Origin of the sequence: Lacihabitans soyangensis (assembly GCF_024343775.1) — a bacterium.
Taxonomy (GTDB): domain Bacteria; phylum Bacteroidota; class Bacteroidia; order Cytophagales; family Spirosomataceae; genus Leadbetterella; species Leadbetterella soyangensis.
Map to the genome: position 1 here is coordinate 1 of NZ_RJUF01000186.1, position 24,129 is coordinate 24,129.

A 24,129-nucleotide genomic window follows, 5' to 3' on the forward strand; every position below is an offset into this window, starting at 1 on the left:
CAGATGATGGGCTTATGGAAAAACTTTATCTTGAGGGAGTATGAAAGCCCATGTACTGCCACCAACAGTGAACGCTACACGGCATTTGTGACCGTTGAAAATAATCGATTGTAAAAAATGCTGTGTAGTGGTGGACTTTTGTTATCCGATTCAACGGTGGAGTAGGAGGGAAGCTGGCATTACTTAACCGTGGTCCTAATGGAAATGGATACAATTGATGCAGATGATGGGCTTATGGAAAAACTTTATCTTGAGGGAGTATGAAAGCCCATGTACTGCCACCGACAGTGAACGCTACACGGCATTTGTGACCGTTGAAAATAATCGATTGTAAAAAATGCTGTGTAGTGGTGGACTTTTGTATTCCAATTTAATAATGGGGTGGGAGCGTGGGTGGATTTGGTACTGATTTGTTGCGTTGGTTGAGCGATGTCTCAAATCAGAGGCCAAAGCCAGAAGCGAGGGCTGGGTGGGCTTGTACTCAGCTTCTGTGGTTTTGGTTCTCGTACGGTACGCCGCCCGCTCCTCTCGAACTGTTCTCGACTACCGCTCGAACTGACAAGGGAAAAACCACAGATGCTGTGACCGATAGTGAACGCCATGCTCTTGTCTTTCTAGAGTTTTATTTAAGATAAAGTATGTTTGACAAGTGCATGGTGGTGTTCTTAAAACCGATTTGGCTTAGGGATAGTAGCGGTTAGCCCACAGCTGGAGAAGCCGCGAGGACTATGAGCGGATAGCCCGACCCCATTAAAAGTGTTTAGGGTATTGCCGCTGCAATTTCTTCATTAGCACTTTTAATGGGGGAAGCTCCTTATTGAGTTATTGGTGAATTGGGTACTGGTTGACAGGTTATTGGTATACCGGTTAGTAGTTACTGGGAGTTTTCATACCTAACTTTTTAGTTGTCGAAATGGGGAGTTCGGCATATTGATAGAATTTACATACATTTGTGTATTATAAATACTAAAGAATATGATTGCTGAGAGGTTCAAAGCCATAATGGATCATTATGGGCTATCGGCTGCTGAGATGGCTAGAGCGGTAGGAGAAAGCAGGCCAGAAAAGGTACTGAATATTATCCACGGGAAGAATAAGCCGACCTACTCAACTTTAGAACTATTCATCAAAGCTTATCCAGATATTAATGCAAATTATCTCTTTGGTACCGAAGATAATATGCTTAGAAGCTTGAAACATGATAAGGCTGGTATTAGAGAAGCCATTGGGATTTTGGAAGGGTATTTAGGCCCCCCTAGCCCCCCGGTGGGGGGAAAATGAAAAGATAAATAAACTTTACATATTTATGGTTTTACATGATTGTGTTTTTATGTAAATATGTATTTATGTAAGATTCAAATAGTCGTTTATCGGATTTAAAATATTAAAGCACATGCAAAATATAGAAGCACAATGGAGGAGAAACTTTGCTAAATCGGAACTTGTGATAGGAGGGAGGTTTCAACCGTTAAGGGCTAAGGCACTGCTTTATGGAGATAAGAATGAAAGCCATAGCGTATTTCAAAAGGGTTATAAAAAGTTTTATGAATCACATCAGTTTCCAAAAACAGATAATTCCGTCTGGTATTTAATTCAATTTTTAGGGAAAATTGGTATTCAAATCAAGTTTGATTATTTGAATAAATTTATTCTGCAGGAACCCGAAAACTATTTAGAGATTAAAAAACGAATTTTCTTCCTGTTAAAATCATTCTCTGATGCGGATGAACAATTAGACGTAAATGATCCCTTTACTAATAATAGAGGGGATATTTACTACTTTCTAAAAATAGCTACCCCTAAGTTCAATCAAGAGACTATCTTTCAAAAAGTAAGATACCGATTAAACAAAATGTTTAGGTTGACCTAAGAAACTAGTCAAAAGCGACACCCACCTAACCTAAAAAAAATGTTTCTCGGTTTAAGATATTCAACCGGAAACCTATACAAACTAAGCTGCAGTATAATGACGATTTTTGAGGCGATAAATGAAAAGCATAATAAGGTTATGCTGGCCATGAACATCATTAACCGAACCGTAAAAGGTAATGTTATTAAACTGGCTGCCCAAGACCTGGACAGAAAGTGGACAAAGAAACAAGAGCGTCTTTCACCACGATATCATCGGATTGAGGAGAGTATTGTGATTAAAGCCCTTTAAATCCTAAAGCCCCCTAAATCCCCCGGTGGGGGACTATTTTGGAATATCTTAGAGGGATTGGTGTGTTAGACCCTTTGTCTCCCGGTGGGGGAGTTTTTAGGATATCTAAGAGGGCACTTACGCTCCCTGTTTTCCCAATTTCGACCAAAGAAGCTTATCTCATTTACAAAGGACTTATGTAATATGAATAACAGATGATACTTGTAAGAATGTAAGTTTAAAAGTGAATTTGTTGAGCTGTTATATGATAAGATATCATGCTTTTAAACTCCATTTGATTGTTGTATAATTTAAGTTATGTTAAATACAAAAATCATATTTAAACCTAAACCGAAAAACAATAATCATGCATTCCGTATACTTTATCTATTCTAAAATTTAAAAATTATGGTTGGATGAGTATTCTACCGTAGAAGAAAAAGTAAAATTGCCATTTTTTCTGACTAATACGATACGATAGAAAACAGTTTGATTAGGTGATATAATGTCCTCAATTGCATAAGCTTTAATTCCCCGATAATATACTTTGGCAATATTCCTATATGATTCTCTATTAACAGATTTTTGTAAATAAACAAAATCAATTTTATTATTTTTATTCATAACCCAAGAAACAAGTAATTTATCAATATTTACATTAGTAATCAATAATTGATAATCATCAAGTGTTGTCTTTTCATTTACCGATGTAAACGCACTTGTTTTAAAGCACAAACAAAAAGAAAATATTAAAATTAACTTGGCATAGTTGATTGAACGCATGTATGATTCAAATTTTGGATTAACATATATAACTCTCAGTAAAAATGATAAATTTTTAACCTTATGAAAGAAAAATAGAAATAAATAGTGATAACCAGTTGATATTTGGCGACGAAATACAACTAGAAATATACTTTCACTTTTCCAACCTTGCTCTCTTGGTTAAAAGTGACTGTTTTTCACAGAGTAAAACGCCAAACATCTAGATAAAATTTCAATTATATTGGCCTAACCACTTATACCTTAGACAGGTTTAGAAAAATTTATTTACTTGCTTTTTGAATACAATATTAGTTCCTTTCAGGAGGAACGGAACTCATTTCAATTCCTTTAAGAAGTAAATACTTAACACTCCACCAAAAATACCAATCCTGACGGAATAAATCCGGCAGAAAAGATATAACAGTTAGAGGAGATACCTCGTTTAAGCCCGTCTTCCATTAATACCAGCCTTGGAAGTATTTCATAGTTCCCGACAAAGACATCAAAAGCCCATTGGGTGGTATATCGCACTCCAACGAACACAAGAAAAATGTTGCCTGCCTCCTTTCAGTTTTTATTACTAATAAATTTGAAGAGCAAATTGAACAAAATCTGTCTGAAGGAGCGGTGGCTTATGACAACAATTTTGATATAAGCATGCCGAAGTCCGAAATAAAGGCTTGGATGCGTCAAAAGGTCCATCTTTCTATCGGTTTATTCAGGCATCATGTACGACTTGGATATGAACAGTACCCGTATAGAGAGAATCAATCCCGAAGGACACTAAATAATTTAAGGGTTTGGTTTTTATACTAGTTAAGTAACCATACCGGTTCGTTACAGACCCGCTGAAGACAACAATCAACCATTCTTAAAGGCGATGTCACGCTTAGAAACTGAGAAAGTCATCCAATCTATTTGATTCCAAGAAAGTCTTTTATTTCGATATATTCATATTGGGCATATTGACTTTATTTAAAGTGATTGTTATTCTCTAAATGCTCAATTTTGGTTTTTAAAAGTCTTTTAAAACAAAATTCTATAAGTTGGAACCGGAAAAAATCCCTGTTGGTACTGAGTGACAATCTGATTGGTTCTGACGTTATAATCTTCACTAAAAACGTTTTGGGTATTAAAAACGTTTTGCAAATCGATGGACCATTCATGCCTAATTTTCCTCATGTCATAAGTACAAGTTAATCGAAGGTCAAAACGGCTGTAGTTTTTTTGTTTGACAGAATGAGCCAAACTGTTAACGTAAACAGCTTCTTTTTTGATTCTGGAGGCCTCAAAGTCTATTGGTGTAAAATAACGACCTCCCTGATTTCCATATTTTATTGATATACCTACAGTCGATTTTTTACCCACATTCCATTCTTTACCTCCTAAAAAAGTCAAAACATAATTGCCATTGAAGGCGGTGTTACGTTCTATTCCGTCACTTCCTTTATATTTTGAATCAAACAAAGAGGTAGTAATCAAAAAGTACATCCCTTTAGAAAAAAATCTCTCTAATGTCAGCTCTAGGCCTGTATTTGAACCTGAACCCTCATTAACAAGACTATCGGTAGTGACTTGAGCAAAACTAGAGCCTTGGTTGAGCATAGAAAAAGGAGAGCTTCTTTGTTCAACTGGCACTTTGCTCAACCTTTGATAATAGGCCTCTACCTTTAACCGGAGATTTTCACCAAGGTTATTGTCAAAAGTCATCACAAACTGATGGCTCTTGGTAAAATCCAAATTTCTATTCGTTTCAAAAACACTTCCCATGGAATACGTTTTGGCAAAATAGGAGGTAAGCGGTTGCATTTGACTATGCAAACCATAGCCAAAGCTTAAAGATTGGGTTGGTGACAATTCATAGGTCAGGCTCGCTCTAGGTTCTAAAACAGACATATTATTGAGCATAAGCTGCAGAAAGTGTAGCCCTATACGGGTAGATAGCTTTTGTGTGAAATAATGTCTTAATGAGGAATAGGCCTGAATAATGGTGGTATTGTCTTTTGTTCCTAGAACTATTCGAGCGGATTTAGCCTCATTAAAATAGTCGATCTGAGACAGTTCAAAAGATAAAAAATCTATTGTCACTCCCGAAGTTAAGCTTGTTTTGGGATTGATTTTTTTTGTCAAAAGATAGGCAAGCATCCATTTATTCTGGCTAAAATAAAGCTCATTGCTCAAAAAAGCATTTCGATTAACGATACCGATGGAATCTAAGGTGACACTTTCCTCGTTGCCCGAAAGGCCAATGCTCAATTTAGAAAACCATGATGGAGAGAAGCGATATTCATAAATGAGGCCTACGGTGATTGCCTTATATTTGGTTCGAGTATTTTGATTTTCATTCGCATAAAAATTAGTCTTGATGTTTAGGGAATCAAGACTGTTTCCCAAGAAGTCTACGTTGCTTTTACCCAAAATGCCAAACAAAGAAACTTTTCCCTTTTTGCCAGTTGGCGAATCTATTTTGAAATTCAAATCCTGAAAAATAGGAATGGCATCACCGGTACCGAAATTAATACCAACTTTATTAAACAAACCTAAAGTGGTGTAGCGATAATTCAGGAGATAGGTGGCTTTGGAGGTCTTTGAAATCGGCCCCTCGGTTCCAAGTTCAATGCCATTAAAACCTATTTGACCCAAGAACTCATATTTATCCTTGTTGCCGCTTCGCATTTTTAGATCAAATACTCCACTGAGTGCGTTGCCATAAGAAGAGGGAAAGGCCCCCGTCATAAAGTCAGATTTATCTAACACATTGTTATTGAGCATACTTACGGGTCCGCCTGTGGTACCAAAAGCACCAAAATGGTTTGGACTATTGATATTCAAACCCTCCATTTGCCAAAGTAAGCCAGAAGGTGAATTTCCTCTGACCACAATATCATTTCTTGAATCATTTGCAGGTGCTACACCAGCAAAATTAGCAGCCATTCTGGATGGGTCGCCCAATGAGCCTGCATATCGACGCGTATCTTCAATATTAAATGAACGTGCCGATACTGCTGTCATTTCATTATTGCTCAGTGTCTTATCTAGTTTTCTGTTTCCACTTACCACCACTTCTTCACCGATAATCAATGATTCTTTCAATGTTATGTTTAGAACCACTTCTTTTCCGACAGCAATTAGAATATTCGGTATGAGGCTGGTCTGATAGCCAACATAGCTTACCTTCAGGGTTTGCCTGCCAAATGGAGCGTTTTGGATTCTGAAGTTTCCTTCCACGTCAGTTTGTGTACCAAGTTGAGTGTTTAGAATACTGATGGATGCACCAGGTAATGGCGATTGAGTAACATCATCAACCACGCGGCCTTTAATAACCTGTTGTCCACAAACAGCACTTAAGTTAATAACCAAGAAGAATAATGACGAGAGTAAGTTTCTCATAAAAAAATATTAATTATTCAGAATAATCGATTCCAATGTTGCAACCAAAGTAATATGTGAGGCCGATGATTACATTGCAAAATTGATAATATCCTGAATACGAAACAATGACTTGGGTTAAGAAGCGAAGGATAGCCTGTTGACTTAGGTAAAGAAATTAGTTTTTTTTGACATTCTTTTGCGAATTCTACTTAATGACTCAGGTTTAATACCCAAATAGGAGGCTATTTGATGTTGCGGTACACGCTGTAAAATGTGAGGAAAATCTCTTCCTAATTTGAGGTATCGTTCCTCTGGACTTTCAATCAAAAGGGAGAGGTTACGTTCGGCAAGAAAAAGATAGACCTGTTCACAAATAAGTCGACCCAAGCGTTCCCCATTTAGAGATTTGGAATAGAGTTCTTGCATTCGGTCATAATTAACCATCAGTACTTCCGTTTCTTCTAATGCTTCAATATAAAAATAGGATGGTTTGCGACTCAGGAAACTGGTGTACTCGGTTGTGTATTTGTTTTCTTCAGCAAAATAAACGGTAATTTCGACGTTGTTATTGGTGTAAAATTGGCGAGTTAAACCTTTATTCACGAAACCTATAAAATTGCAAATCTCTCCTGGTTTTAGTAGGAACTCTTTCTTTTTAAACACTTTGAGTTGAAAACTAAGGTAGTAGGCCTTCAATTCAGAATCCTCTAGTTTGCAAATTTGGATAGTATGGGCTATGAGTTTATCAAACATAATTTTGGGAGTAGTTAACAACCATAGTGGGAGCACACAAGTTTGGTGTTAATTTTGAAGGTTAATTTTAGACTTTTAGGTAGCTTTTGAACAAATATAGCTTTAAAATTAGATAAACGTGTTAAGTCCACATGTTACTGAATGTGAATTATTATTTTAATATACCGATAATAAAAAAGTATTTGCTTAACCCATAGGTCAATATATTGATCTTGTTGACATATTACCCTTTCTGTCAGCCTGTAACATGATTCAATATGAGCATTTTGTTCAAGGGTTGCGGTTTTCTTTAACTCCCTTACTACAGTTGGGGTACTTTTTGCCTGCAAACGACTATTGAATTGTATGAGCCACGAGTAGACTTCTGTTATTATTGTGAACATAAATTGTTTCTGGTCATTCATATTGGCTAAAAATTTCTTCAAATAATTCCTTAACGTGCTTTTCTATTATTTTCCATACCGTAAACGGTCCTAAAACCAACCTAATTTTTACATCAAATACTGTCAATACTAGAGAATTCTTCGCTTTTTATACACATAAAAATATTTTATGTCAAATTCTAAATACGAAAAATCGAGTCTGGGTTTGGAGTAAGATCCTATACCCATTCTCTATTTAATTGGCGGCTATTAAGAGGTATTATATTAGCACTTTGTTCATTTTCTTTGTGTTATGTAAAAAATTTTGAATTTTTGACATAATTTATTTCTTGCCTTAAACAATGCCTTACCTTCAAATAGCTATAATCCACAAACTCCTGAGCTAATAGTACTGTTATTTCGTTGACAACCCTTTGGTTTGCTATGAGTTGAGCTTCCGTTGTTTTTATAACGTTGCTTAATTGCCGACCTTTATGCTTTCCTCTATTCTGAGTTGGTTTATATAAAAAAGTACTTTGGGCTAGATCTAATACTTCTAAAATTTCCACCATTGTTAAAATGGAATCGCTAAACTTCAAAGCCAAATGTTTTCGTTTAGCCATGCACATCTCTTTTTTTAACAAGTCGTTTTGATACTGATAATCACTTACTTTTCAGCCAATAATAGCGTCAAACAATCATTCTCTCGCTTTAGTTTATTGAATTTTGAATTGCCTTTTGAACTCACTTTTTCGCTAAAACCACTAACCTCTGATTTTCAAACTTATCCAAGCGTTTAGGGGGTTGAAGTTGTATAAAGCCAACAATAATATTGCGTAATTGTTTATAGGGGTTTCAACTAGCTTATTAATAAATACTCAAGAAAAATTACTACTTCTAAATTCTATCCATTGGAAGTAGCAAGATCTTCTAAATTTATTCATTATAAATTCACCGTTAATTATTTAAAAAATACTCGTTTTAGATAAGCATTTACAGACACATTATTATTTGATGTAGTTTGACGTACCACTAGATAAAAACACCTTTTATGAGTCAAACCATAACTAATAACACTCGTTGAGACAAGCTGTTAATTACCATAGTTTTTTCCATGCCAATTGAACACCAAGATTTTGCGGTAATAAATCACCACGATCTAATCCAACATTAAGTATTACGCTACTTTTGCTTTTAACGAATTCTTTTGTGCAGCTAATATTTCCAGCAAACTGTTTCCTATCTGGAAATGAACCATCTCTTTGTCCAAAATTACTACTTACTGAAATTTTAGTAAGGAATGTCATGTTCCAAAAATTATTTTCAGCCCCAAGATATAATGCCTTTACGCGATTGTAAAGGAACATATATGAAGAATAGGCGGTATCGTTAAGTAAATTTAACTCCGTCCGTGGTATAATAAATGGACTACCAATGTTACTCCCGTTGTAAGACCATCCGTCTAAATATTGGTTGTGGTTATAATAGTTATTTCTGTTGCGACCATAATGTTTTCCTTTTATTCTAAATAATTTTAATAACCCAGGTCTGTACATTCCTTGATTAGTGGTTTGGAAATATTCAACGCTAAGTCTTTTTGTATAAGGTTTAGTTAATTTGGAAACATATGATAGACCGTAGAGACCATCATCTATATTTGTTAAGCTACTAAATGTTTGTCCAGTCTCGAAAAGTAATTCTTTGTATACTACAAATCTAGAAAAGGCCATATCTAAAGAACCACCAAAACTTATTTGACCAATATGATTCCCAAATCTGTTTTCATAATCAAATGCCGAAATATTGATTGTTGAATCCTTCTTGGGGTTCAATAACGGAAAAACTACATTTTTGTATGTGTACCATCCGGATGGAAATCTGCCATTTATATATCTCGTTTCTCCTTCTGCCATCGAGTATTTAGGTTTTCCTCCCCATTGGGTGTTGTGCATTATTTCACCATACATATTAAATCTGGCGTTATCTTTTCCTAGCCGCAAACTTATGTTTTTTTGATGTAAATAATAGTGGCTTGCCCATTTCTGATTTCCAAACCATCCATGAGAAAAATGTCCTTTAATAAATAAAATTTTTAACAATAACTTCTTATATTGACTTAGACCTATTTTTATCTGCGGAATTGGTAATGCATTATGGGAGTTAGTCATTGATCCGGAGCTTGTGGTACTATCAGTCAGCCCATAATGTTCTCTACTCCGACCTAGACTTAAACATAAGTCTTTGTAATTTAATTTTAAGTTTAATTCTGTCAACAAAAATTTACTGTTACGCTCGATGGTAAACAATGTACTTGTTTTAACTTCATATTTAAAATCTTTATTTTTGTGATAACCTCGTAAAGTGGAAGTTTGCGATATAAATCCTTTATTTCCAGTTTTTTGTCGGGCTCCATAATGATTTGCTCTCTGCCAAAACGGTACTTCTGAGTGTGAACTCAGGCTATATCCTGATTCAAATTCAACATTTAAACCAATTTTTTGTGCCGAAAGCTCAGCGTTTAATAGAATTATCAAAAGCAGTACTTTCCAAAAAACTGCGATACCTATTATTTTAAATTTTTTTTGCTTTATCAGGAAGTTATACTGTTTATATCCGAAGGAATGACAACATATTAGCCAATGGGTATACAGATAATATGTTTTGGTGCTGTAATACTAATATAAGGTGACAATTTGCATTATGGGTCGAAAATCGATTGATTTTGTAGTTATCTGATTTACAATTAAATTTTAATTAATGGTGTCCGCCTAAATCAAAAAACTCACTATAACTGCTTGAAAATTAAAATCCTTCAGGGGTTTTTACTCAAAGGGAGTCATTTTTGCTATAATAATACCACCCCTCTGGGCTATCAATATGTTTATGAATTTTATATTCACTTTATTATATTTACTCTGATACTAGTGGATTTTAATCAAATAATCTACTTGATTTTTTTGAAAAATTTAATTCAATATAAAAATATATAGCTATTAATTGTGGATAGTCGAGCTAGTTTTAAGTGTTTAGTAACATAGAATAAGTAAGATGAGCAACAAATATTGCTTAATTAAGAAACGAGAAATTGTGTTTTCGCTATTATAGTTTATAAATGGTCCTTTTGTGGGGGATGGTCATATTTGGAATAGAGATACAATTCTCTATTACGAACATATGAGGATAAGTTGCTTATTTATTCTAGGGCCAGATACCAGTAGTAGTATGCTTCGGGGTTGTTTTTCTTTAGTTTTTGGAGTTTTGGATATACGGGAGATGTGATTGTCCAGTCTTTTATCACTTCTTGGGTGGCATACCTTTGGATTCTGGTTTCTGCGGTCAATAGTCTTGTGTGATATGCTGTTTTTGCTGCTGCTCTGATGGCTTCTTCTATTCTGAAACGCTGTATTGTAAAATTGGTGAAGTTGTTTATTCCTCTCCGCAGTTGTTCGAATTCTGGGTCTTTGGTATTTCTTTCCGCTAATTTGTAACAAGCTTGCAAGGTATCTCTCAATACATCACTTGGTGTTACTTATAATTTCCTGAAACCTATTTCCTCCAGAGCCACTTTCTGATAGCTTGTCTTAACGTCAGTAAATTTCTGGATGTTATCGAATAAAAACGCTATGTCAAATAGCTGTTTGATTATTTCTACGGGACGATTCTTGGTATATAATATTCCAGTAGTGGTTGGTGCAAATGCCGTTAGCTTGTCGCCTAAGATGGATTCTTAGGTTGGTACATGAACCATGGTGACCTCTCCCCTATTTTGTATCCAAGAATGATCTATTGGAATTTGCCTCACCACGGGGTATGGACATGCTGTGTATAGTGTGTCTAAAAGTATTGGCTCTGTTTTTCCATCAACTTGGCTTTTGTAAAAAACTTTGTAATGACCCAATGGAGCGTCTTGGGCGTGCTTTCTTTTGGAATAATTTTCTGTGGCTATAAAGATTTGATTGTTAACCAATTTCGCTAGGATCCCTAGAATCTCAGACTCGGTTTGTTGCGTAATGATATCAATGTCTATGGAGAACCTTTTTGGTTCTTTTGTTGCCCGAAGCAAGGCGGTACCTCCTTTGAAAGTGAAGGATAGTCCACTTAGCGTTAATTGTTCCAACAAAGTTAGAGCCCAAATGACCTTTTCAATTAGTTTAGGATCGGTTCTGTTTCCGAGTTTATTACGGAGTTCTGTTATCCAGGCTATTTGGTTTGATTGAGGGTCTATCATAATTATTATGTTTCAGCAAATTTTTAATTTATTGCCAAAGCTTTATTTACAATGTTTTTTATTTCTTCTCTTCGGTTTCTTCTTGTAGCATAACGCAAGAGATTTTGTTTGTTGATGCTATAACGCTCCAATGCCGTTTTAAACATATGCTCTAGTTCGTCTTGCTGTGCGGAAAATATTTCAGGATCGGATATTATGTCAACCAAAACTTTTTCCAAAGTAGGTATCTGTACAGAGTCTAAAGTATTAACTGGTGCCTCTGATTTTAATGTCTTGACTATTGTTACGGGATTGGTATTAGGATTAATATAGTTTTGAAATACTTCTGTTTTGGGGTTTAAGTAAATATTTTGCTTGGTTTGACTCAGAAACTGAAAAACCTGGTTAACTGCGTCCTTTTCCACCTCAATGATTTGATAGGTTCGGAAGGCTTGATGAATCATGAAATCGTTGAGTACTGAGGTGTCCCAAATGCAAAAATTAATGTAATGATATTGATTTTGGATTTCGTTGAAGATTTTTTTGAGATTATTGTTTATCGGAAACCAGAAATCGAGTTTGTTTTCCGTGCTGTAGATTCCTCGGGAAGGATTCTTTATCAGTCCGGACTTTTTCAAACGAGATATATAAACCTGAAGAGTGTTCTCTTTCAATTTTGGAAACTTAGATTTAATCTTTTCTGTCAAATCTGACAAAGATATTTCCGCCCCTGAACTTAGGGTATTGGATACAAAATTTTCTAGCTTGGCTGGCATAAGAATTATTTTATGCCACAAAGGTAATAAAAAATTATGTTTTGGCAAAATTTTAAATTATTGCCGAAAGATACATTTCGACAACGTTCAGCGACCACACCTTGAGGATTTGTGATGTTCTAAACTTAATTAGGTTACTGTTTGTGGGGACACAAACAGGGACTGGATGATTTATTTTCATCAAACGCAAATTTAACAAGCTGGCACCTTAATGGTAATGAGATTTTGTGGACTTTTCAGGCGACCCAATAAATTAACCAAAGCTTGATAAACATCTTCTCGAGACCAACTGCCCGTTGCTGTGATTGCACTAATTACTATTTCCATTTTCGCAGCATCTTCCTTATTCTTAGGAACCTTTACCCCGAGAATTTTTAGAATGGAAAAAAGGTCATAAAATGCATTAATTTAATATCTCTTGCCTTTTCAGTTTCAGTTAGTCTCCCTTCAATAACGACTCCATGAGAACGGTTTACATTTTTTGCTACAGGGAAAACTCTCAAAAAACCTTCTTTATGTTTGAGACCACGACTTTGATTAAATAAATGGTCTATATCGAACTCCTGAGATAGTTTACTTTCTGAAAACCCTAAAAATTCTTTGGCATACTTCAAATAGGCTGTTCTGTAGTTACGCTAGCTAGCTCTTACCCAACAAGAAGGTATGCCATTCTGAAACCAGGCATAAGCATTGTTCTTCTTTATACCTGCAATAGGTATAAGGTTTTCCCCTTTCAGAACAGGATTTGTCAATAAGAGATTTATTTCTCTAACGGCAATAACCGGTGGTAAAAGGTCACTGTCAAATGCCCTTATTAATTCCTGCCTTTCCAAGGCTAAACAATTTTGAAACTCCATTTATCAAAGATGAATGCTTTTTGTAAAGGTATATTTCAACAACCATAGTTTGTAGGACGGTGCCATAAAATTTTATGCGGTTCTTAGCCATTTTCCCAAAATAAAACCATTGGAAAGGAAAAGGAAAAAAGGGGGGTTGGGGGGATTAAAGGATATGGATTGGAAAGGATTCTTACCCCGTAGGGAAAAATAATACACACACTCGGGTTAATTTTTTATTTGTAGTGTGTTTTTTTATTTTTTTAATGTTTTTTAAATACTTTTTTAGAACCTACATAAATAACTTAAAATCAGTTACTTATAAGCTATTCTCTCAACCAGATTACGGTCATTAGCCAACCAGATTACGGTGATTAAGCAACTAGATTACGGCAATTAGGCAACTCATATACGGCACTTATCCAACTCATTTACGGTGTAGCCAACCAGATTACGGTTGGTATCCAACTCATTTACGGCTTCTCAAAAGCTACATTATTATGACAAATTGTACAGATATTTAGTAGGAATCCCTCGATTTGAGCTAAATATGGCCACTTCAGCGGTTGGGATTGGTAATTATCCAACTCAATTACGGTTAAATACTTTGTTTTTTATACCAAATGTCATAGATAGCCAACTCAAATACGGCATTTTTTATTAAATAATTATTTAATAGCCAACTGTAATACGGCACATGGGTGTTAATGTGCAGATATTGGGTTCTAATTTGCAAAAAAATTCAGTTTGTGTTTTTAAAATTTATTTTAAAATAAGTTTATTGGGGGATAGTAATTGACTTATAAAACCCGAAAGTGACTGGGAATTATCTGTGATTCTGGCTGAACTGAACAATTTAGTTTGGTAAGATATAAGGTAAAGTTAGACGAGATGTACATTAAAAAGAAAACTTTTTTGAGAACACTATCTTTATGAGACGTTAAAATATTTTAAAGGAAATTATATGTAATAAAGTGCGACCTGAAAACGGATAAAAATATTTTAGCCAACTTTGTTTTAAAAGTTGAATTTGTGTATTAACTTGCTATTCCTTTTAACTTAAACTCTGATTTACACGTTTCTAATGGCGAAGGATACCGTAAAAGAACTTCAACAGAACCCAGATTATGTGATTTTAAATAATCCCTTGGCCAGTCCTAAGTTTGTTAGGATGATTGGTAAAGGGAAAGAGATTGCAATTAATGATATTTATACCCCAAAGATATTCTACGATATTGCTTCAAAACTTACGCCTGAGCATATGGTGGATATACAAAGAAACCAGTCGGTGGTTCTTGAGATTCACTTAGGAGATTTTTTGGAGAGTATCGGTGCTAATAAAAAGAATTATAAGCATCTGATTGACAGTATTGAAACTATGCAATCTAACCTACTTCGCTGGAAGGAAGGAGATGATATAATTACTACATCTATTGTGACCAAATCGATTCATAACCCTAAAACGGGTCGGATGGAGATATTTGTAGACAGCGATATTGCGAAAAGAATTATAGAGGTCAAGGAAGATGGTAATTTTAGTTTCTTGAAGAATAACGTTTTTCGGCTTCAAAATGCACAAGCTATAAAGTTATATCCATTTTTTAAATCCTGGTTGAACCATGGAAAGTATTCAACGGATTTGGAGCGATTTAAAGTACAGTTTAATTATAACACCTCTGGATATAAACATTGGAGTAATTTTGAAGGTAAGGTACTGGTGCCCGCCATGGAGGAAATCAATGATAAAACCGATATTCAGGTTAATTATGAACCTACTGGTGATAATTTGGATGGAAAACGGCCACGGATTAAAGGGCTTTTGTTTACGATTACGAAGAAGGACGAGACTAAACTTTTGATAGAGCAAGCGGCCACTCAAGAACAGGCACTTCATGAGCAGGTAGAACAGCCAGGGCTTTTTGATAAGGATATTCAGCTGAAAGAAATCTTAGGATTGGTGCAAAAATTTAGTATTCAAGAAAAGCCTTCGGAGTTGGCCATTAAAACACATTTTGATACATTATTGACTAATATAGGATTTCAAGCCGTAAAAGATGGTCTTCTTGGCATGATTGAAAGTAAGGCCAAACCGAAAACATTGGCATTTTTCACAGCTGATAATTTACTTAAATATCCCGGTTTTGAGCAAGCTCAAAAGGAAGTCAAAAAGGAAAAGACAGTCACCAATGACCAATTACTTGAAGAAATAAAAAAACAAAGGACAATTGACGAGTTAAGGAGAGTTTATCAGCAAGAAAGGAGCACTTTTCTGACAAAATATTTTGAAGAAATGGATCCGGTTCAAAAAGAAAAAGAGATTGAAGAACTGTGGAATTCATCGGGGGTAAAGGTGATTTATTTTCGAGGGGAAGAGAAAAGTCAACCGAACTCCAATGCCGTTAAAAGAATAGCTGAGAAGTACGCTTTCCCTAATGGCTATGACGAGAAAAAGCATCTGAAGCATTTCGCTCTTCAGAATTTTAAGCTACATATAGATTTTGATGAAAAGGGAGAGATTGTTTTGGGGTGATTAATGGCTATCTGAGGTTAATTTCTCTAAACCTGCAAAAACCTTGTGCATGTAGTATAAGTTTTTTGCTCGAGAAAAAGTAACACTGCTGTCAATATTAATAATTTTAGCTGCCCTTTGTTCACTAGAAAGGTTTGAATAATCCAAGTTGAACAAAGTATTAATATTGTTATGCATACCATTCAAAGACTTCTTACTCAATTGCCAACCTAATGGGTAGACATGGTTTTCCCTGTTTAGTTCTATAGTTGTGAAGGTAACACCAAGTTTACTTTGGATGGATAAGTTTGTATATAAGTCACTTTTTATAACAGATTCCTTATCCCAGCTATTATAAAAACTCTGAATAATGCTTTTCGTTTCGTAAGCTAATTGAGAATTATTGACCAGCGATTTATTTTCGTTTCTACTGTTTTTTAAATAGAATATGTACGGTTTAATATATATACGTTTTTTGGCAAGGCTGTCGATTTTAAAGTGTAGTTGAGATATTACTTGTAGGCACGTTTCTATTCCTGTGTTATCATTATAGCCACCATCAGTTAAATGATATTTTTCATTTTTAGTTGATTTTATTAGACCCCCACTTGTAACTATCGGAAAACGGGCTGATAAAGATGCCGCTGATTTAGCTTTCAAATCATAATTTGGATCAATTTCATTGTATATTTCCCTGATTCCTGTCAATTTGTTATTAAAATTTAAATTAGAAATTATTGCCTTTTCTCCAGTTTCGGCCAATGTGCAATTTAAAACTAATGAAGGGATTTGAAATAATGTATCGTTAGACCAAATATTCAGCAGCTGGTTGTCCATAGTTCTGGATTGGGTTTTGTCAAAATATGAATTGCTCCAAGAATCTTCTAACATTTTGTTTCTATCTAAAGTACTAAATTCCTGTGGTGAAAAAATTCTTAGTGGGGATTTGAACATGTTTCCACGAACAATATTGGATAAATAGTCTTGGGATATTAAATCATAAATCGTTGAGTCAGAAATGCGTTGGTTTCTATAATGCAATTTGTCTTTAAGTAATGACACATACATTGTTGCACCGACTGAACCACCAGAGACCCCGGAAATTAAGTAAATATAATTTGTCTTTTTTGAGAATTTTTTGTCAATAAAATTCATTGCCATCAATGACCAACCCATTGCTCTTATACCACCACCCTCAGCAGCAATAAAGATAAGCGGAATAGTATCACCTTCAACGGGTTTCTTGTGATTAATCCATTTTGAAAAATGTAATTGATGATCTATTTGAGCGTGTTGCTTTTGCATGTATTCTGCCTCGGAAGGGTCATTCCAAAGTGAAAATATGAGTTCTATTGCAGAAATTATAAAAATGAATTTCGCTTTATTGGCTCTTGGCAGTATCATGAATTCTACAATGAATAGTAATGCGAAAGAAAAACCAATAAAAATTATGCTCTGTGTGGCGAATAAATTTACGAAAAATTGATTTGGAGAAGAAAAGCCTAGAAATGTGTAAATTACTATACCAATTGAAAAAAATGTTGTTTTGAATAATAGGCCGCGATAATCGATTATGTGCTTAGGTGTTTTTTTATTAAATTGATTTAATGTTATTTGGCCGGCATAATTAAGTATGTGATTGTCTAAATAAGGTTTTGTATATTGGATTAACCTATTAATAACAACTTGTGTTAACAGACAAACAGTACCAAACAAAAGTAAATTTGAATTGGTCTCAGCATTAAAGAAAACCAAAAAAAAATGTTCAGAAAATTCCAGCAGAATAAGAACGCTAATAATTAGAACAATCAAGTTTTCCATTGTAAGTTTCAAATAACGAAGACTAGCTTGATCCCAAATTTTAAACCTATTAGCAACTGTAATACTCGAATTAAATGATGCAGTCTTCTTGACCGCGATGATAGCTAAATTATTGGTATAAATGTAAAATACTATAGACAGAGCAAAGATGGTTTTCTTCAGAACATCTGTATCCGAAATTAATATCTGTGTATTTTCTACAACTTGTTCAGTATGAAGAATAAAGTATAGCATACAGTTGACTATAACTATTAGATAGAATTCGGAGATAATATACCATGTGAAGTCTATTATTAAATTCAGAATTGAACTTGCTTTTCTGAAATATGGAAGTACTATTTGACTCCAAATTTTAATTCTTTCATTTAAAGAATTTAGGAACTGTATTAATTTATCCATCAATAAAATAATTTAAAATTCTATTTCCACCCACATTGGTCTGTGATCAGAAACATAATATCTGCAATAGCCTTTAAAGCTTCTTGGCCGTTGTTGGTACAATTGGGCGAACAATACATGGTCAAAATCAAATACACCATCGGCTTTTATGGTTCGCTTTGTATCAGGGAAAAAAAGGACTTGGTCGTATTGGGCATCGGACATTATACTTGAAGCAATTCTGGTTGAATGGTCAGGAATAACAAGACCTCGATTTGTTAAAGCGTCAAAAATTGGATCACCTGCTTGAGCCATTGGAATATTGAAGTCCCCTAAGGCAAAGTAATAATCTGCAAAACTGTGTTGGCTTTTCTTTTCTAGGTCGGCATATCTACCTACCGCATAAGCTTCTAGTCCTCTCCTATTCATTTCATCGGCACTTTCACCACCAAAAAATAAATGTGCGTTTATGAAGACAAGTTTCTTTTCTTTAAACTTAAAGCTGGCCACATAAGGATTACGGTCAAAACCAGTGAATTTTTCTTGGATTCCTGCAATTTTAATATGCCTTAATTGACTAGGGGGTATGGAAAGTTCACCTACCATTTGAAGCCTTTCGACTTTATTTTCATCAAAGAAGTAAGCGGCTCTTTCTTCATTCCCTCCCACATCATTAAACATCAAATCATAAGTTGGCCCTATTAAAGATTCGAGCTGGTGTAAACCTTCAAGATTTTCATGCACTTCTTGTATGGCGATTATGTCAAACCAACTGATTATTTCAGCAATAATTTTGTAATGGTCGTTGGTTCGTTGCTGTAAACCAAGATTTGCTATATTCCATGTGGCAATAAGAAGTTTATCGGGATGCTTATCAGGAATTCTTCTCGTTCCTTTGTGCGTCCGTATAGCATCAATTTCGGTTTGAAGGTCAAAATTAAAAGTATAGTTGGGTTTTTCGAAGGCTACCATTTTGCTTTTTAAATAATTAGTTATCTAAAATTCAAAATTAACGTACAAATAATCAATGTTTTAGGGTCATTTTTATTATTCGGTAGGTAGATTTTGCTTTACTGTGATGTTATTTTCTCTTTTACAAAAATATCTCTCAATCCCAAGTCTAACTGAGTTTCGAATTGTTTCAAGTACTCTTCTATTTTTTTGTTTTGATATGGGGTGTGGACACTTATGTAGTCGGTGTCAATGAATATGATATTGATTTTTGGAAGAGTGGTTTTTCCAAAACGGTCTTTCTCAGAATTGAGTAAATGTTGGGAGGCAAAGTCGAGACTACCGTCTTCTAAGCGGTATCTGAAAGATACATACCAGTATATGAAGTTTCTGTAATAGTTGGAGATTGCAAACTCGTAATTATGGAAATTATCAATCGTGTGTTGGATTTTAAGCAGCTGCTCTTTAGCCTGCGTCTGTCTTTCGTTTCTTTGATTATCCTCAAAAAGATAGCCTTGGTTTATAAATTCGTTTAAGTCATCACATCTTTTCAGGAGAGCCTCAAAAACCTCTTCTGGTATTGGGTCCTTTTCTATTTTGTATTTGTGTTTTTCGTAAAAAGTTAGATTGATGGCTGCTTGACCATAGTTGATCAATTTGATTTGTTTGTTCTTTCCTTTTGCGTATTCTTCGAATTTTTCTTGGTATTTGCTATCGATAAAATGAATATTGATCCCGTTCGGAATAAGATTAACCTGATGAATTTTAGGATCGAGTGTAAGTTTGGGTAATTCAGAAAGAATGGATAAAAGTGTAGGTTTGGTTTTCATAAATACCTTGAAGGTAAACTGGGGTTAAGGGTTTTGATAAATTATTAAGATTGTCTGGGACTATACCTTCACTTTTTGAACCTCAGCATTCAAAATGTCCATAAGTGTTCCAAGTCCTTTTTTTAACCTTATTTGTTCATCAGTAGTGAAAGATTGTACCTGGCCTTTGATTTTGTGGTTTCTAAGCTTCTGGGTGAATCTTGACTGAGACATTCCCATTATTTGTGTTAGCGGTTTGATGCGAATGAAATTAAAAATTTCAGGATTTAAGTCATTCATGTTGGTTTCAGAATATAGTGTTTGCAAGTAGTAAATTCAAAATAGGTTGTATATCAAAACTAAATATTTAATTTGTTTTTTAAAAGAGTTTAAAGAATAATATTCTTAGAAAATGTGGTTGGTACCGCAAAAGAATGATTTTTTTCATCGGGGAGCGGCAAAGTTGACAAAATACGTGTTTTGTGTTGTCGGAAAAATGGCCAAAGTTGACGTAGAAATGTGGCTTGAATATTGTACTTTTTTAACTTAAAGAAATAGTAATCACGGCTTAATGGAGTTATAAGTTTTGTGTTTTAAAATAATCTTAAGACAGCTTTATGAAGGGAATTTTATTGATTTTCGTTATCGTTTTTAGTTCGATTTGGTGCTTTGGTCGGGAATTGAAACCATTGGCTACTTACGAGGCTTCACTGCAGAGTTATTATCAATCGGCTTGGAAGGCTGGAAGGGAAGAATTTAAGGATTTGAATCGGAAACCGTTCTGGGATTATGTGCCTGATGTCGGTTTTGGATGGGGTTTACCCATCATTAATTGGAGGTTATCGAATATTTTTCAATATAGGAGAGATCGGTTTTTGATGGATAGGCGGCTAAAGAGCCTTGACATGAAGATGGAGCTTGAAATGAACCAGCAGCTGCAGGCAATAGGTATAGAATATGAAAAGCTTTTATTGGAACAAGAAAGAATAAAGGTTGCCCAAGAAAAATATACTATTGAAGCTGCGATTTATGCGATTGGGGTAGAGTGCTGTGAAAAAAGAGAATGTACACCCGAACAGTGTAGAAAGAAGGATTTAGAACGATTTGAGGCTTCAGAGCGAATTCGGGTGATGCGGATTAATTATGACATTATGGTTTTAGAACTTGAAAAAATGGCTCATTTTGGGATGAAAAATGTACTTTTAAAGAACTAAAAGATTACTATCAATGCGATATTGCGACAAATTGTATGAAATTTTGGGGGCCGCAAAATCTCTTTTATTCCTACGTGCTCAAAACGCTTCGCGTTTTATTAAGATATTCATTCCGAAAATATTCCGAAGTGGTGGTTTTCCACATATACACCTAAACATCAATAATTTTTAATTATTTAAGAATTTGAGTGATTTGTGCAGCCTGTTTACCTTCATAGTAATCTGGTTTTTAGGCTATTATTTCACTTAAAGTTTCTTTAATACGACACCTTGTAAGAGAATCTACGACATAATGTATGGAATAAGTTGCTCTATTGCGACAGATGTGGTTTTTTATTGTGACATAAAGTCAAAATTAAAGCGGATTTTTTGAACCAAATATTATATTAAGAAATGCTAGTTTTTGACTTGTTTTTTTTGTCATTTCTTTTGAAACAGTGCTTTTGTATTGCTGAAACAGAATGCCTAATATTTTGCGACAAATTGTATCAATGTTTTCAGGTATTTTTTCTAACTAAAAATGGTGAGGAAGTTACTTTTTTGGGTGACAAAATGATTGATTTGTTCAAGAAAGTAGAGTTATTACGACAGAAGGTAAGAATGAACTAAGTTTTTTGGTAAAAAATTTTGATAAAATTGTATTTACTACTTATTTATCCCAGACAATTTGCGGGATATTGATTTAAATCAATTGATCTAACAGACTTTTAAAAATAGAAACTATACCAATAAACCTTATGACTCGAATCTTACCTAATGATGAATCAAATGTAAAAATTACGACTAGAGAACATAACTTTAATTTAATTAAATCGCTTGGAAGGCCAGCCCATAATTTCCGCTCGAAGCCCAACTATTTTATTAAAAAGGAGAACTGCTTTCAAGCTAATATCATTACCCTCAGCTATCAGGAATTTAGTTTGTTGGAGAGAAAGGTATGGCTTTACTGCATTAATCAGATTGAGCGGGATCCTATTGTTAATAACCTGAATCAGGTTTTTGAAATTCCGGTGAAAGAATTGAACTGTAATTATTCTCGCCTACAAGGACTGTGTGACACCATTACGAGTAAGAAGATAAATAGTCCGGACAAGGAAGGGTTTGGAATTATTGTTCCTTTTCCTGAAGCAAGGTACTATAAAAGAAAAGGGGTTGCGTACATCAGTTTGACCATGCTCTCAACGGTTATTCCCTACTTTATTGATTTAAAGAATAAGTATACCAAGTTTAATTTGGATGTAGTTCTGAGTTTGAAAACGGTGTATTCCCAAAGAATTTTTGAGATTGTAATGATGCATACCAACGGTCAGAGAAAGAATGCTTTTGAATACCAAATTCATGAGCTGCAACAGACTCTAGGATGCAACTATGATAATTATGCCGATTTTAAAAGAAGAGTACTGGATCCTGCAAAACAAGAAATTAAAGAAAAGACAGGATATGAAATTGAATATTATGAGACTGGAAAACTTGGAAGGAAGGTTTCAGAGATTCAATTTATGATATTTAGGAAGGGAAGAATGAATGTCGATAAAATTAAGGATGAGATTTATGCGTACTCCGTTCATGACGAAAAGGGTATCGTGGCCTACTGTCATGAGGTTTTGAGTATATATGAGTTCGGAAAAATGCAAAGGAAGAAAATAATGAATGATATGAAGATGATAAGGAAGTTTCTTTTGATTCATACCAGGATTATGGAGGGCGAAATAAAAATAAAAATCAGTGCCACAGCGTATATGGCTCAAAGTCTGGGTTTTGGGGAGAATAGAGGGTTTTTGAGGAATAGAATTTAAATTATGAGGGGTTAAGGTAAATTCTGGTTTTGAATAAGGATGTTCTGGAAATGTAGGCTTGTTGATTCTCTTTCGTGCCCTTGCCGGGCGGGCTTACTTTTTTTTTGAAAAAAAAGTAACAAAAAAAACATTTTCTGAACAATGATCCTCTGAGAAATTTTGGACAAATAAGCCCTCTAAATAATGATTGACTTTGCGGTCCAAAATTTCTCAACGGACTGTTCAGAAATTATTAGGAACCATAAGTTTTACATTTTAAATGCGTAATAAGATTATAATGAAAAGTCTAATAGAGAAAATATGTCGATACTTAATATTGTTGCATTAAAGGTTTATTTGTTGCTGCTAATCCAGTTTCAGGAGGCTCGGAGGGTTCAGATTTGTTTTTATGATTCGGAACGGCAACCTATTGATTTGCGGTATTATTGGATTGACACCAATGACACTGAAAAGGAGTACCCCATGCAAATGATGCAGCACGCAATTGATCAACATCAGGAAATGGTGGTTTGGAAGAAGTCTGTTCAAATTGTATTTCAGCGGAAAAATGGGGATTTGGGTTACTTTGGGCTGCATGTTAAACAGCCTGGCAGGTTTAATGTCATTATAAACGATGGAATTTATGTGAAGTGTAAATCGGATTGTGTGGGTTTTAGGAAGACGGTTTTGCCTGATGTGACGGTTGAGGCCCCCTAACCCCCAAAGGGGGAATTGGCCCCCCAAGCCCCCAAAGGGGGAGTTATTTAGATTGTATAAATTTGGTTATGGAATATAGAATTTTGGTTTTGGTTTTTTTGGTTGCTCACGTTTGTTTTGGTCAAGGTGGTCGGGTTGTGGGTGTTAAGGATGGAGATACCATTGAGGTTCTTGTTGATGGAAAGGCTATTGTTGTGAGGTTTGAGCATGTGGATTGTCCTGAAATCGGGGGTGGTCAGCCTTATAGTCGTGTGGCCAAGGAGTTTGTGTCTGACCTTTGTTTTGGTAAGGAGGTGAAGTTGGTCTCTAATGGGACAAAGGATCGATATGGGCGGTTGATTGCGGTAGTTTTAACTAAGGATGGTGTTAATGTTAATTTGGAATTGGTGAAGAATGGATTGGCCTGGCATTATAAGCGGTACTCAAGTGATGCGGTTTATGCTGATGCTGAGATTTTGGCAAGGACTAGGAAAGTTAATATTTGGAGATTTGAGGGGGCAGTGGCTCCATGGGAATGGGGTAAGAGGAAGAGAATTTAAGTAAAATATGGTTTGATGAGGTGCTGAGATAAATCTTTGTTTTTATATGCTTAGTGTTGCCCTCGCCGGGCAGGCCCTACTTTTTTTTGAAAAAAAAGTAGGCAAAAAAACACTTCTCAAATAATGATCCTCTTGAAAATTTTGAGGTGCCTGTCTGGTAATTTATCATTTAAGAACCAAAATTTTCAAACGGACTATTTGAGAA

Annotated in this window: 24 protein-coding genes; 9 read left to right on the forward strand and 15 right to left on the reverse strand. The window is 34.9% G+C overall.

Translation table 11 applies throughout. The features are described from left to right. Positions 1-975: 975 nt before the first annotated feature. The 3 genes from EGI31_RS22035 (at position 976) to EGI31_RS22045 (ending at position 2,161) form a co-directional block, all read left to right on the forward strand. A complete protein-coding gene (locus tag EGI31_RS22035; protein ID WP_255037994.1) occupies positions 976-1,281 on the forward strand; it encodes a helix-turn-helix domain-containing protein in 306 nt (101 codons plus the stop codon). A gap of 112 nt (positions 1,282-1,393) precedes the next feature. After that, on the forward strand, positions 1,394-1,870 hold the full coding sequence (locus EGI31_RS22040) for a hypothetical protein (RefSeq protein ID WP_255037995.1): 477 nt from the start codon (positions 1,394-1,396) through the stop codon (positions 1,868-1,870). A 39-nt stretch (positions 1,871-1,909) separates the two neighbouring features. Next, entirely contained in the window at positions 1,910-2,161 is a 252-nt protein-coding gene (locus EGI31_RS22045) for a DUF4113 domain-containing protein (protein ID WP_255039356.1), read from the forward strand. Positions 2,162-2,539: 378 nt separating this feature from the next. Here EGI31_RS22045 and EGI31_RS22050 read toward each other — a convergent pair whose 3' ends face one another. After that, the gene (locus EGI31_RS22050; RefSeq protein WP_255039357.1) at positions 2,540-2,923 is read right to left on the reverse strand and encodes a hypothetical protein; all 384 of its coding nucleotides are present in this window, start codon (positions 2,921-2,923) and stop codon (positions 2,540-2,542) included. A 495-nt stretch (positions 2,924-3,418) separates the two neighbouring features. Here EGI31_RS22050 and EGI31_RS22055 point away from each other — a divergent pair, with 495 nt between their 5' ends. Continuing rightward, on the forward strand, positions 3,419-3,721 hold the full coding sequence (locus tag EGI31_RS22055; protein ID WP_255039358.1) for a hypothetical protein: 303 nt from the start codon (positions 3,419-3,421) through the stop codon (positions 3,719-3,721). Positions 3,722-3,931: 210 nt separating this feature from the next. Here the strand turns inward: EGI31_RS22055 and EGI31_RS22060 are convergent, their stop codons facing one another. The 10 genes from EGI31_RS22060 to EGI31_RS22105 form a co-directional block, all read right to left on the reverse strand. After that, positions 3,932-6,295, reverse strand: coding sequence for a TonB-dependent receptor (locus EGI31_RS22060; protein WP_255039359.1), 2,364 nt, complete (start codon positions 6,293-6,295; stop codon positions 3,932-3,934). A 144-nt stretch (positions 6,296-6,439) separates the two neighbouring features. Then, positions 6,440-7,030 carry a Crp/Fnr family transcriptional regulator gene (locus EGI31_RS22065; protein WP_255039360.1) on the reverse strand — a complete coding sequence of 197 codons (591 nt, stop codon included), beginning with the start codon at positions 7,028-7,030 and terminating at the stop codon, positions 6,440-6,442. Positions 7,031-7,703: 673 nt separating this feature from the next. Next, complete coding sequence (locus EGI31_RS22070; RefSeq protein ID WP_255039361.1) at positions 7,704-8,015, reverse strand: hypothetical protein; 312 nt, start codon at positions 8,013-8,015, stop codon at positions 7,704-7,706. 474 nt (positions 8,016-8,489) lie between these two features. After that, positions 8,490-9,926 (reverse strand): capsule assembly Wzi family protein, encoded by a 1,437-nt coding sequence (locus EGI31_RS22075; RefSeq protein ID WP_255039362.1) that lies wholly within the window; start codon positions 9,924-9,926, stop codon positions 8,490-8,492. 659 nt (positions 9,927-10,585) lie between these two features. After that, complete coding sequence (locus EGI31_RS22080; protein ID WP_255039363.1) at positions 10,586-10,903, reverse strand: hypothetical protein; 318 nt, start codon at positions 10,901-10,903, stop codon at positions 10,586-10,588. A 216-nt stretch (positions 10,904-11,119) separates the two neighbouring features. Continuing rightward, positions 11,120-11,620 carry a nucleotidyl transferase AbiEii/AbiGii toxin family protein gene (locus EGI31_RS22085; RefSeq protein ID WP_255039364.1) on the reverse strand — a complete coding sequence of 167 codons (501 nt, stop codon included), beginning with the start codon at positions 11,618-11,620 and terminating at the stop codon, positions 11,120-11,122. Positions 11,621-11,643: 23 nt separating this feature from the next. Continuing rightward, complete coding sequence (locus EGI31_RS22090) at positions 11,644-12,375, reverse strand: DUF6577 family protein (protein ID WP_255039365.1); 732 nt, start codon at positions 12,373-12,375, stop codon at positions 11,644-11,646. Between the two features lie 192 nt (positions 12,376-12,567). Continuing rightward, positions 12,568-12,702 carry a hypothetical protein gene (locus tag EGI31_RS22095; RefSeq protein WP_255039366.1) on the reverse strand — a complete coding sequence of 45 codons (135 nt, stop codon included), beginning with the start codon at positions 12,700-12,702 and terminating at the stop codon, positions 12,568-12,570. 47 nt (positions 12,703-12,749) lie between these two features. Next, the gene (locus EGI31_RS22100; protein WP_255039367.1) at positions 12,750-12,989 is read right to left on the reverse strand and encodes a hypothetical protein; all 240 of its coding nucleotides are present in this window, start codon (positions 12,987-12,989) and stop codon (positions 12,750-12,752) included. Between the two features lie 21 nt (positions 12,990-13,010). Then, complete coding sequence (locus EGI31_RS22105) at positions 13,011-13,232, reverse strand: hypothetical protein (RefSeq protein WP_255039368.1); 222 nt, start codon at positions 13,230-13,232, stop codon at positions 13,011-13,013. 1,063 nt (positions 13,233-14,295) lie between these two features. On the opposite strand from EGI31_RS22105, the gene EGI31_RS22110 reads away from it, so the two are divergent. Continuing rightward, entirely contained in the window at positions 14,296-15,741 is a 1,446-nt protein-coding gene (locus EGI31_RS22110; RefSeq protein ID WP_255039369.1) for a replication initiation protein, read from the forward strand. Here EGI31_RS22110 and EGI31_RS22115 read toward each other — a convergent pair whose 3' ends face one another. From EGI31_RS22115 to EGI31_RS22130, 4 genes are all read right to left on the reverse strand, one after another. Next, entirely contained in the window at positions 15,742-17,775 is a 2,034-nt protein-coding gene (locus EGI31_RS22115) for a patatin-like phospholipase family protein (protein ID WP_255039370.1), read from the reverse strand. Between the two features lie 177 nt (positions 17,776-17,952). Beyond that, complete coding sequence (locus EGI31_RS22120) at positions 17,953-18,891, reverse strand: endonuclease/exonuclease/phosphatase family protein (protein ID WP_255039371.1); 939 nt, start codon at positions 18,889-18,891, stop codon at positions 17,953-17,955. Between the two features lie 98 nt (positions 18,892-18,989). Beyond that, on the reverse strand, positions 18,990-19,700 hold the full coding sequence (locus EGI31_RS22125; protein ID WP_255039372.1) for a hypothetical protein: 711 nt from the start codon (positions 19,698-19,700) through the stop codon (positions 18,990-18,992). A 60-nt stretch (positions 19,701-19,760) separates the two neighbouring features. Further along, the gene (locus tag EGI31_RS22130) at positions 19,761-20,006 is read right to left on the reverse strand and encodes a hypothetical protein (protein ID WP_255039373.1); all 246 of its coding nucleotides are present in this window, start codon (positions 20,004-20,006) and stop codon (positions 19,761-19,763) included. Between the two features lie 290 nt (positions 20,007-20,296). Here EGI31_RS22130 and EGI31_RS22135 point away from each other — a divergent pair, with 290 nt between their 5' ends. The 4 genes from EGI31_RS22135 (at position 20,297) to EGI31_RS22150 (ending at position 23,924) form a co-directional block, all read left to right on the forward strand. Beyond that, the gene (locus EGI31_RS22135) at positions 20,297-20,893 is read left to right on the forward strand and encodes a hypothetical protein (RefSeq protein ID WP_255039374.1); all 597 of its coding nucleotides are present in this window, start codon (positions 20,297-20,299) and stop codon (positions 20,891-20,893) included. Between the two features lie 737 nt (positions 20,894-21,630). Continuing rightward, on the forward strand, positions 21,631-22,689 hold the full coding sequence (locus EGI31_RS22140) for a replication initiation protein (protein WP_255039375.1): 1,059 nt from the start codon (positions 21,631-21,633) through the stop codon (positions 22,687-22,689). A 300-nt stretch (positions 22,690-22,989) separates the two neighbouring features. After that, on the forward strand, positions 22,990-23,385 hold the full coding sequence (locus tag EGI31_RS22145; protein WP_255039376.1) for a hypothetical protein: 396 nt from the start codon (positions 22,990-22,992) through the stop codon (positions 23,383-23,385). Between the two features lie 68 nt (positions 23,386-23,453). Beyond that, positions 23,454-23,924, forward strand: coding sequence for a thermonuclease family protein (locus tag EGI31_RS22150; protein WP_255039377.1), 471 nt, complete (start codon positions 23,454-23,456; stop codon positions 23,922-23,924). Positions 23,925-24,129: the final 205 nt, after the last annotated feature.

What these genes read in the sequence shown, in the direction of transcription:
- EGI31_RS22035 (WP_255037994.1), top strand. Translation starts at nt 976, where the DNA reads ATGATTGCTGAGAGGTTCAAAGCCATAATGGATCATTATGGGCTATCG.
- EGI31_RS22040 (WP_255037995.1), top strand. Translation starts at nt 1,394, where the DNA reads ATGCAAAATATAGAAGCACAATGGAGGAGAAACTTTGCTAAATCGGAA.
- EGI31_RS22045 (WP_255039356.1), top strand. Translation starts at nt 1,910, where the DNA reads ATGTTTCTCGGTTTAAGATATTCAACCGGAAACCTATACAAACTAAGC.
- EGI31_RS22050 (WP_255039357.1), bottom strand. Translation starts at nt 2,923, where the DNA reads ATGCGTTCAATCAACTATGCCAAGTTAATTTTAATATTTTCTTTTTGT.
- EGI31_RS22060 (WP_255039359.1), bottom strand. Translation starts at nt 6,295, where the DNA reads ATGAGAAACTTACTCTCGTCATTATTCTTCTTGGTTATTAACTTAAGT.
- EGI31_RS22065 (WP_255039360.1), bottom strand. Translation starts at nt 7,030, where the DNA reads ATGTTTGATAAACTCATAGCCCATACTATCCAAATTTGCAAACTAGAG.
- EGI31_RS22070 (WP_255039361.1), bottom strand. Translation starts at nt 8,015, where the DNA reads ATGGCTAAACGAAAACATTTGGCTTTGAAGTTTAGCGATTCCATTTTA.
- EGI31_RS22085 (WP_255039364.1), bottom strand. Translation starts at nt 11,620, where the DNA reads ATGATAGACCCTCAATCAAACCAAATAGCCTGGATAACAGAACTCCGT.
- EGI31_RS22090 (WP_255039365.1), bottom strand. Translation starts at nt 12,375, where the DNA reads ATGCCAGCCAAGCTAGAAAATTTTGTATCCAATACCCTAAGTTCAGGG.
- EGI31_RS22095 (WP_255039366.1), bottom strand. Translation starts at nt 12,702, where the DNA reads ATGGAAATAGTAATTAGTGCAATCACAGCAACGGGCAGTTGGTCTCGA.
- EGI31_RS22105 (WP_255039368.1), bottom strand. Translation starts at nt 13,232, where the DNA reads ATGGAGTTTCAAAATTGTTTAGCCTTGGAAAGGCAGGAATTAATAAGG.
- EGI31_RS22110 (WP_255039369.1), top strand. Translation starts at nt 14,296, where the DNA reads ATGGCGAAGGATACCGTAAAAGAACTTCAACAGAACCCAGATTATGTG.
- EGI31_RS22115 (WP_255039370.1), bottom strand. Translation starts at nt 17,775, where the DNA reads ATGCTATACTTTATTCTTCATACTGAACAAGTTGTAGAAAATACACAG.
- EGI31_RS22120 (WP_255039371.1), bottom strand. Translation starts at nt 18,891, where the DNA reads ATGGTAGCCTTCGAAAAACCCAACTATACTTTTAATTTTGACCTTCAA.
- EGI31_RS22125 (WP_255039372.1), bottom strand. Translation starts at nt 19,700, where the DNA reads ATGAAAACCAAACCTACACTTTTATCCATTCTTTCTGAATTACCCAAA.
- EGI31_RS22135 (WP_255039374.1), top strand. Translation starts at nt 20,297, where the DNA reads ATGAAGGGAATTTTATTGATTTTCGTTATCGTTTTTAGTTCGATTTGG.
- EGI31_RS22140 (WP_255039375.1), top strand. Translation starts at nt 21,631, where the DNA reads ATGACTCGAATCTTACCTAATGATGAATCAAATGTAAAAATTACGACT.
- EGI31_RS22145 (WP_255039376.1), top strand. Translation starts at nt 22,990, where the DNA reads ATGTCGATACTTAATATTGTTGCATTAAAGGTTTATTTGTTGCTGCTA.
- EGI31_RS22150 (WP_255039377.1), top strand. Translation starts at nt 23,454, where the DNA reads ATGGAATATAGAATTTTGGTTTTGGTTTTTTTGGTTGCTCACGTTTGT.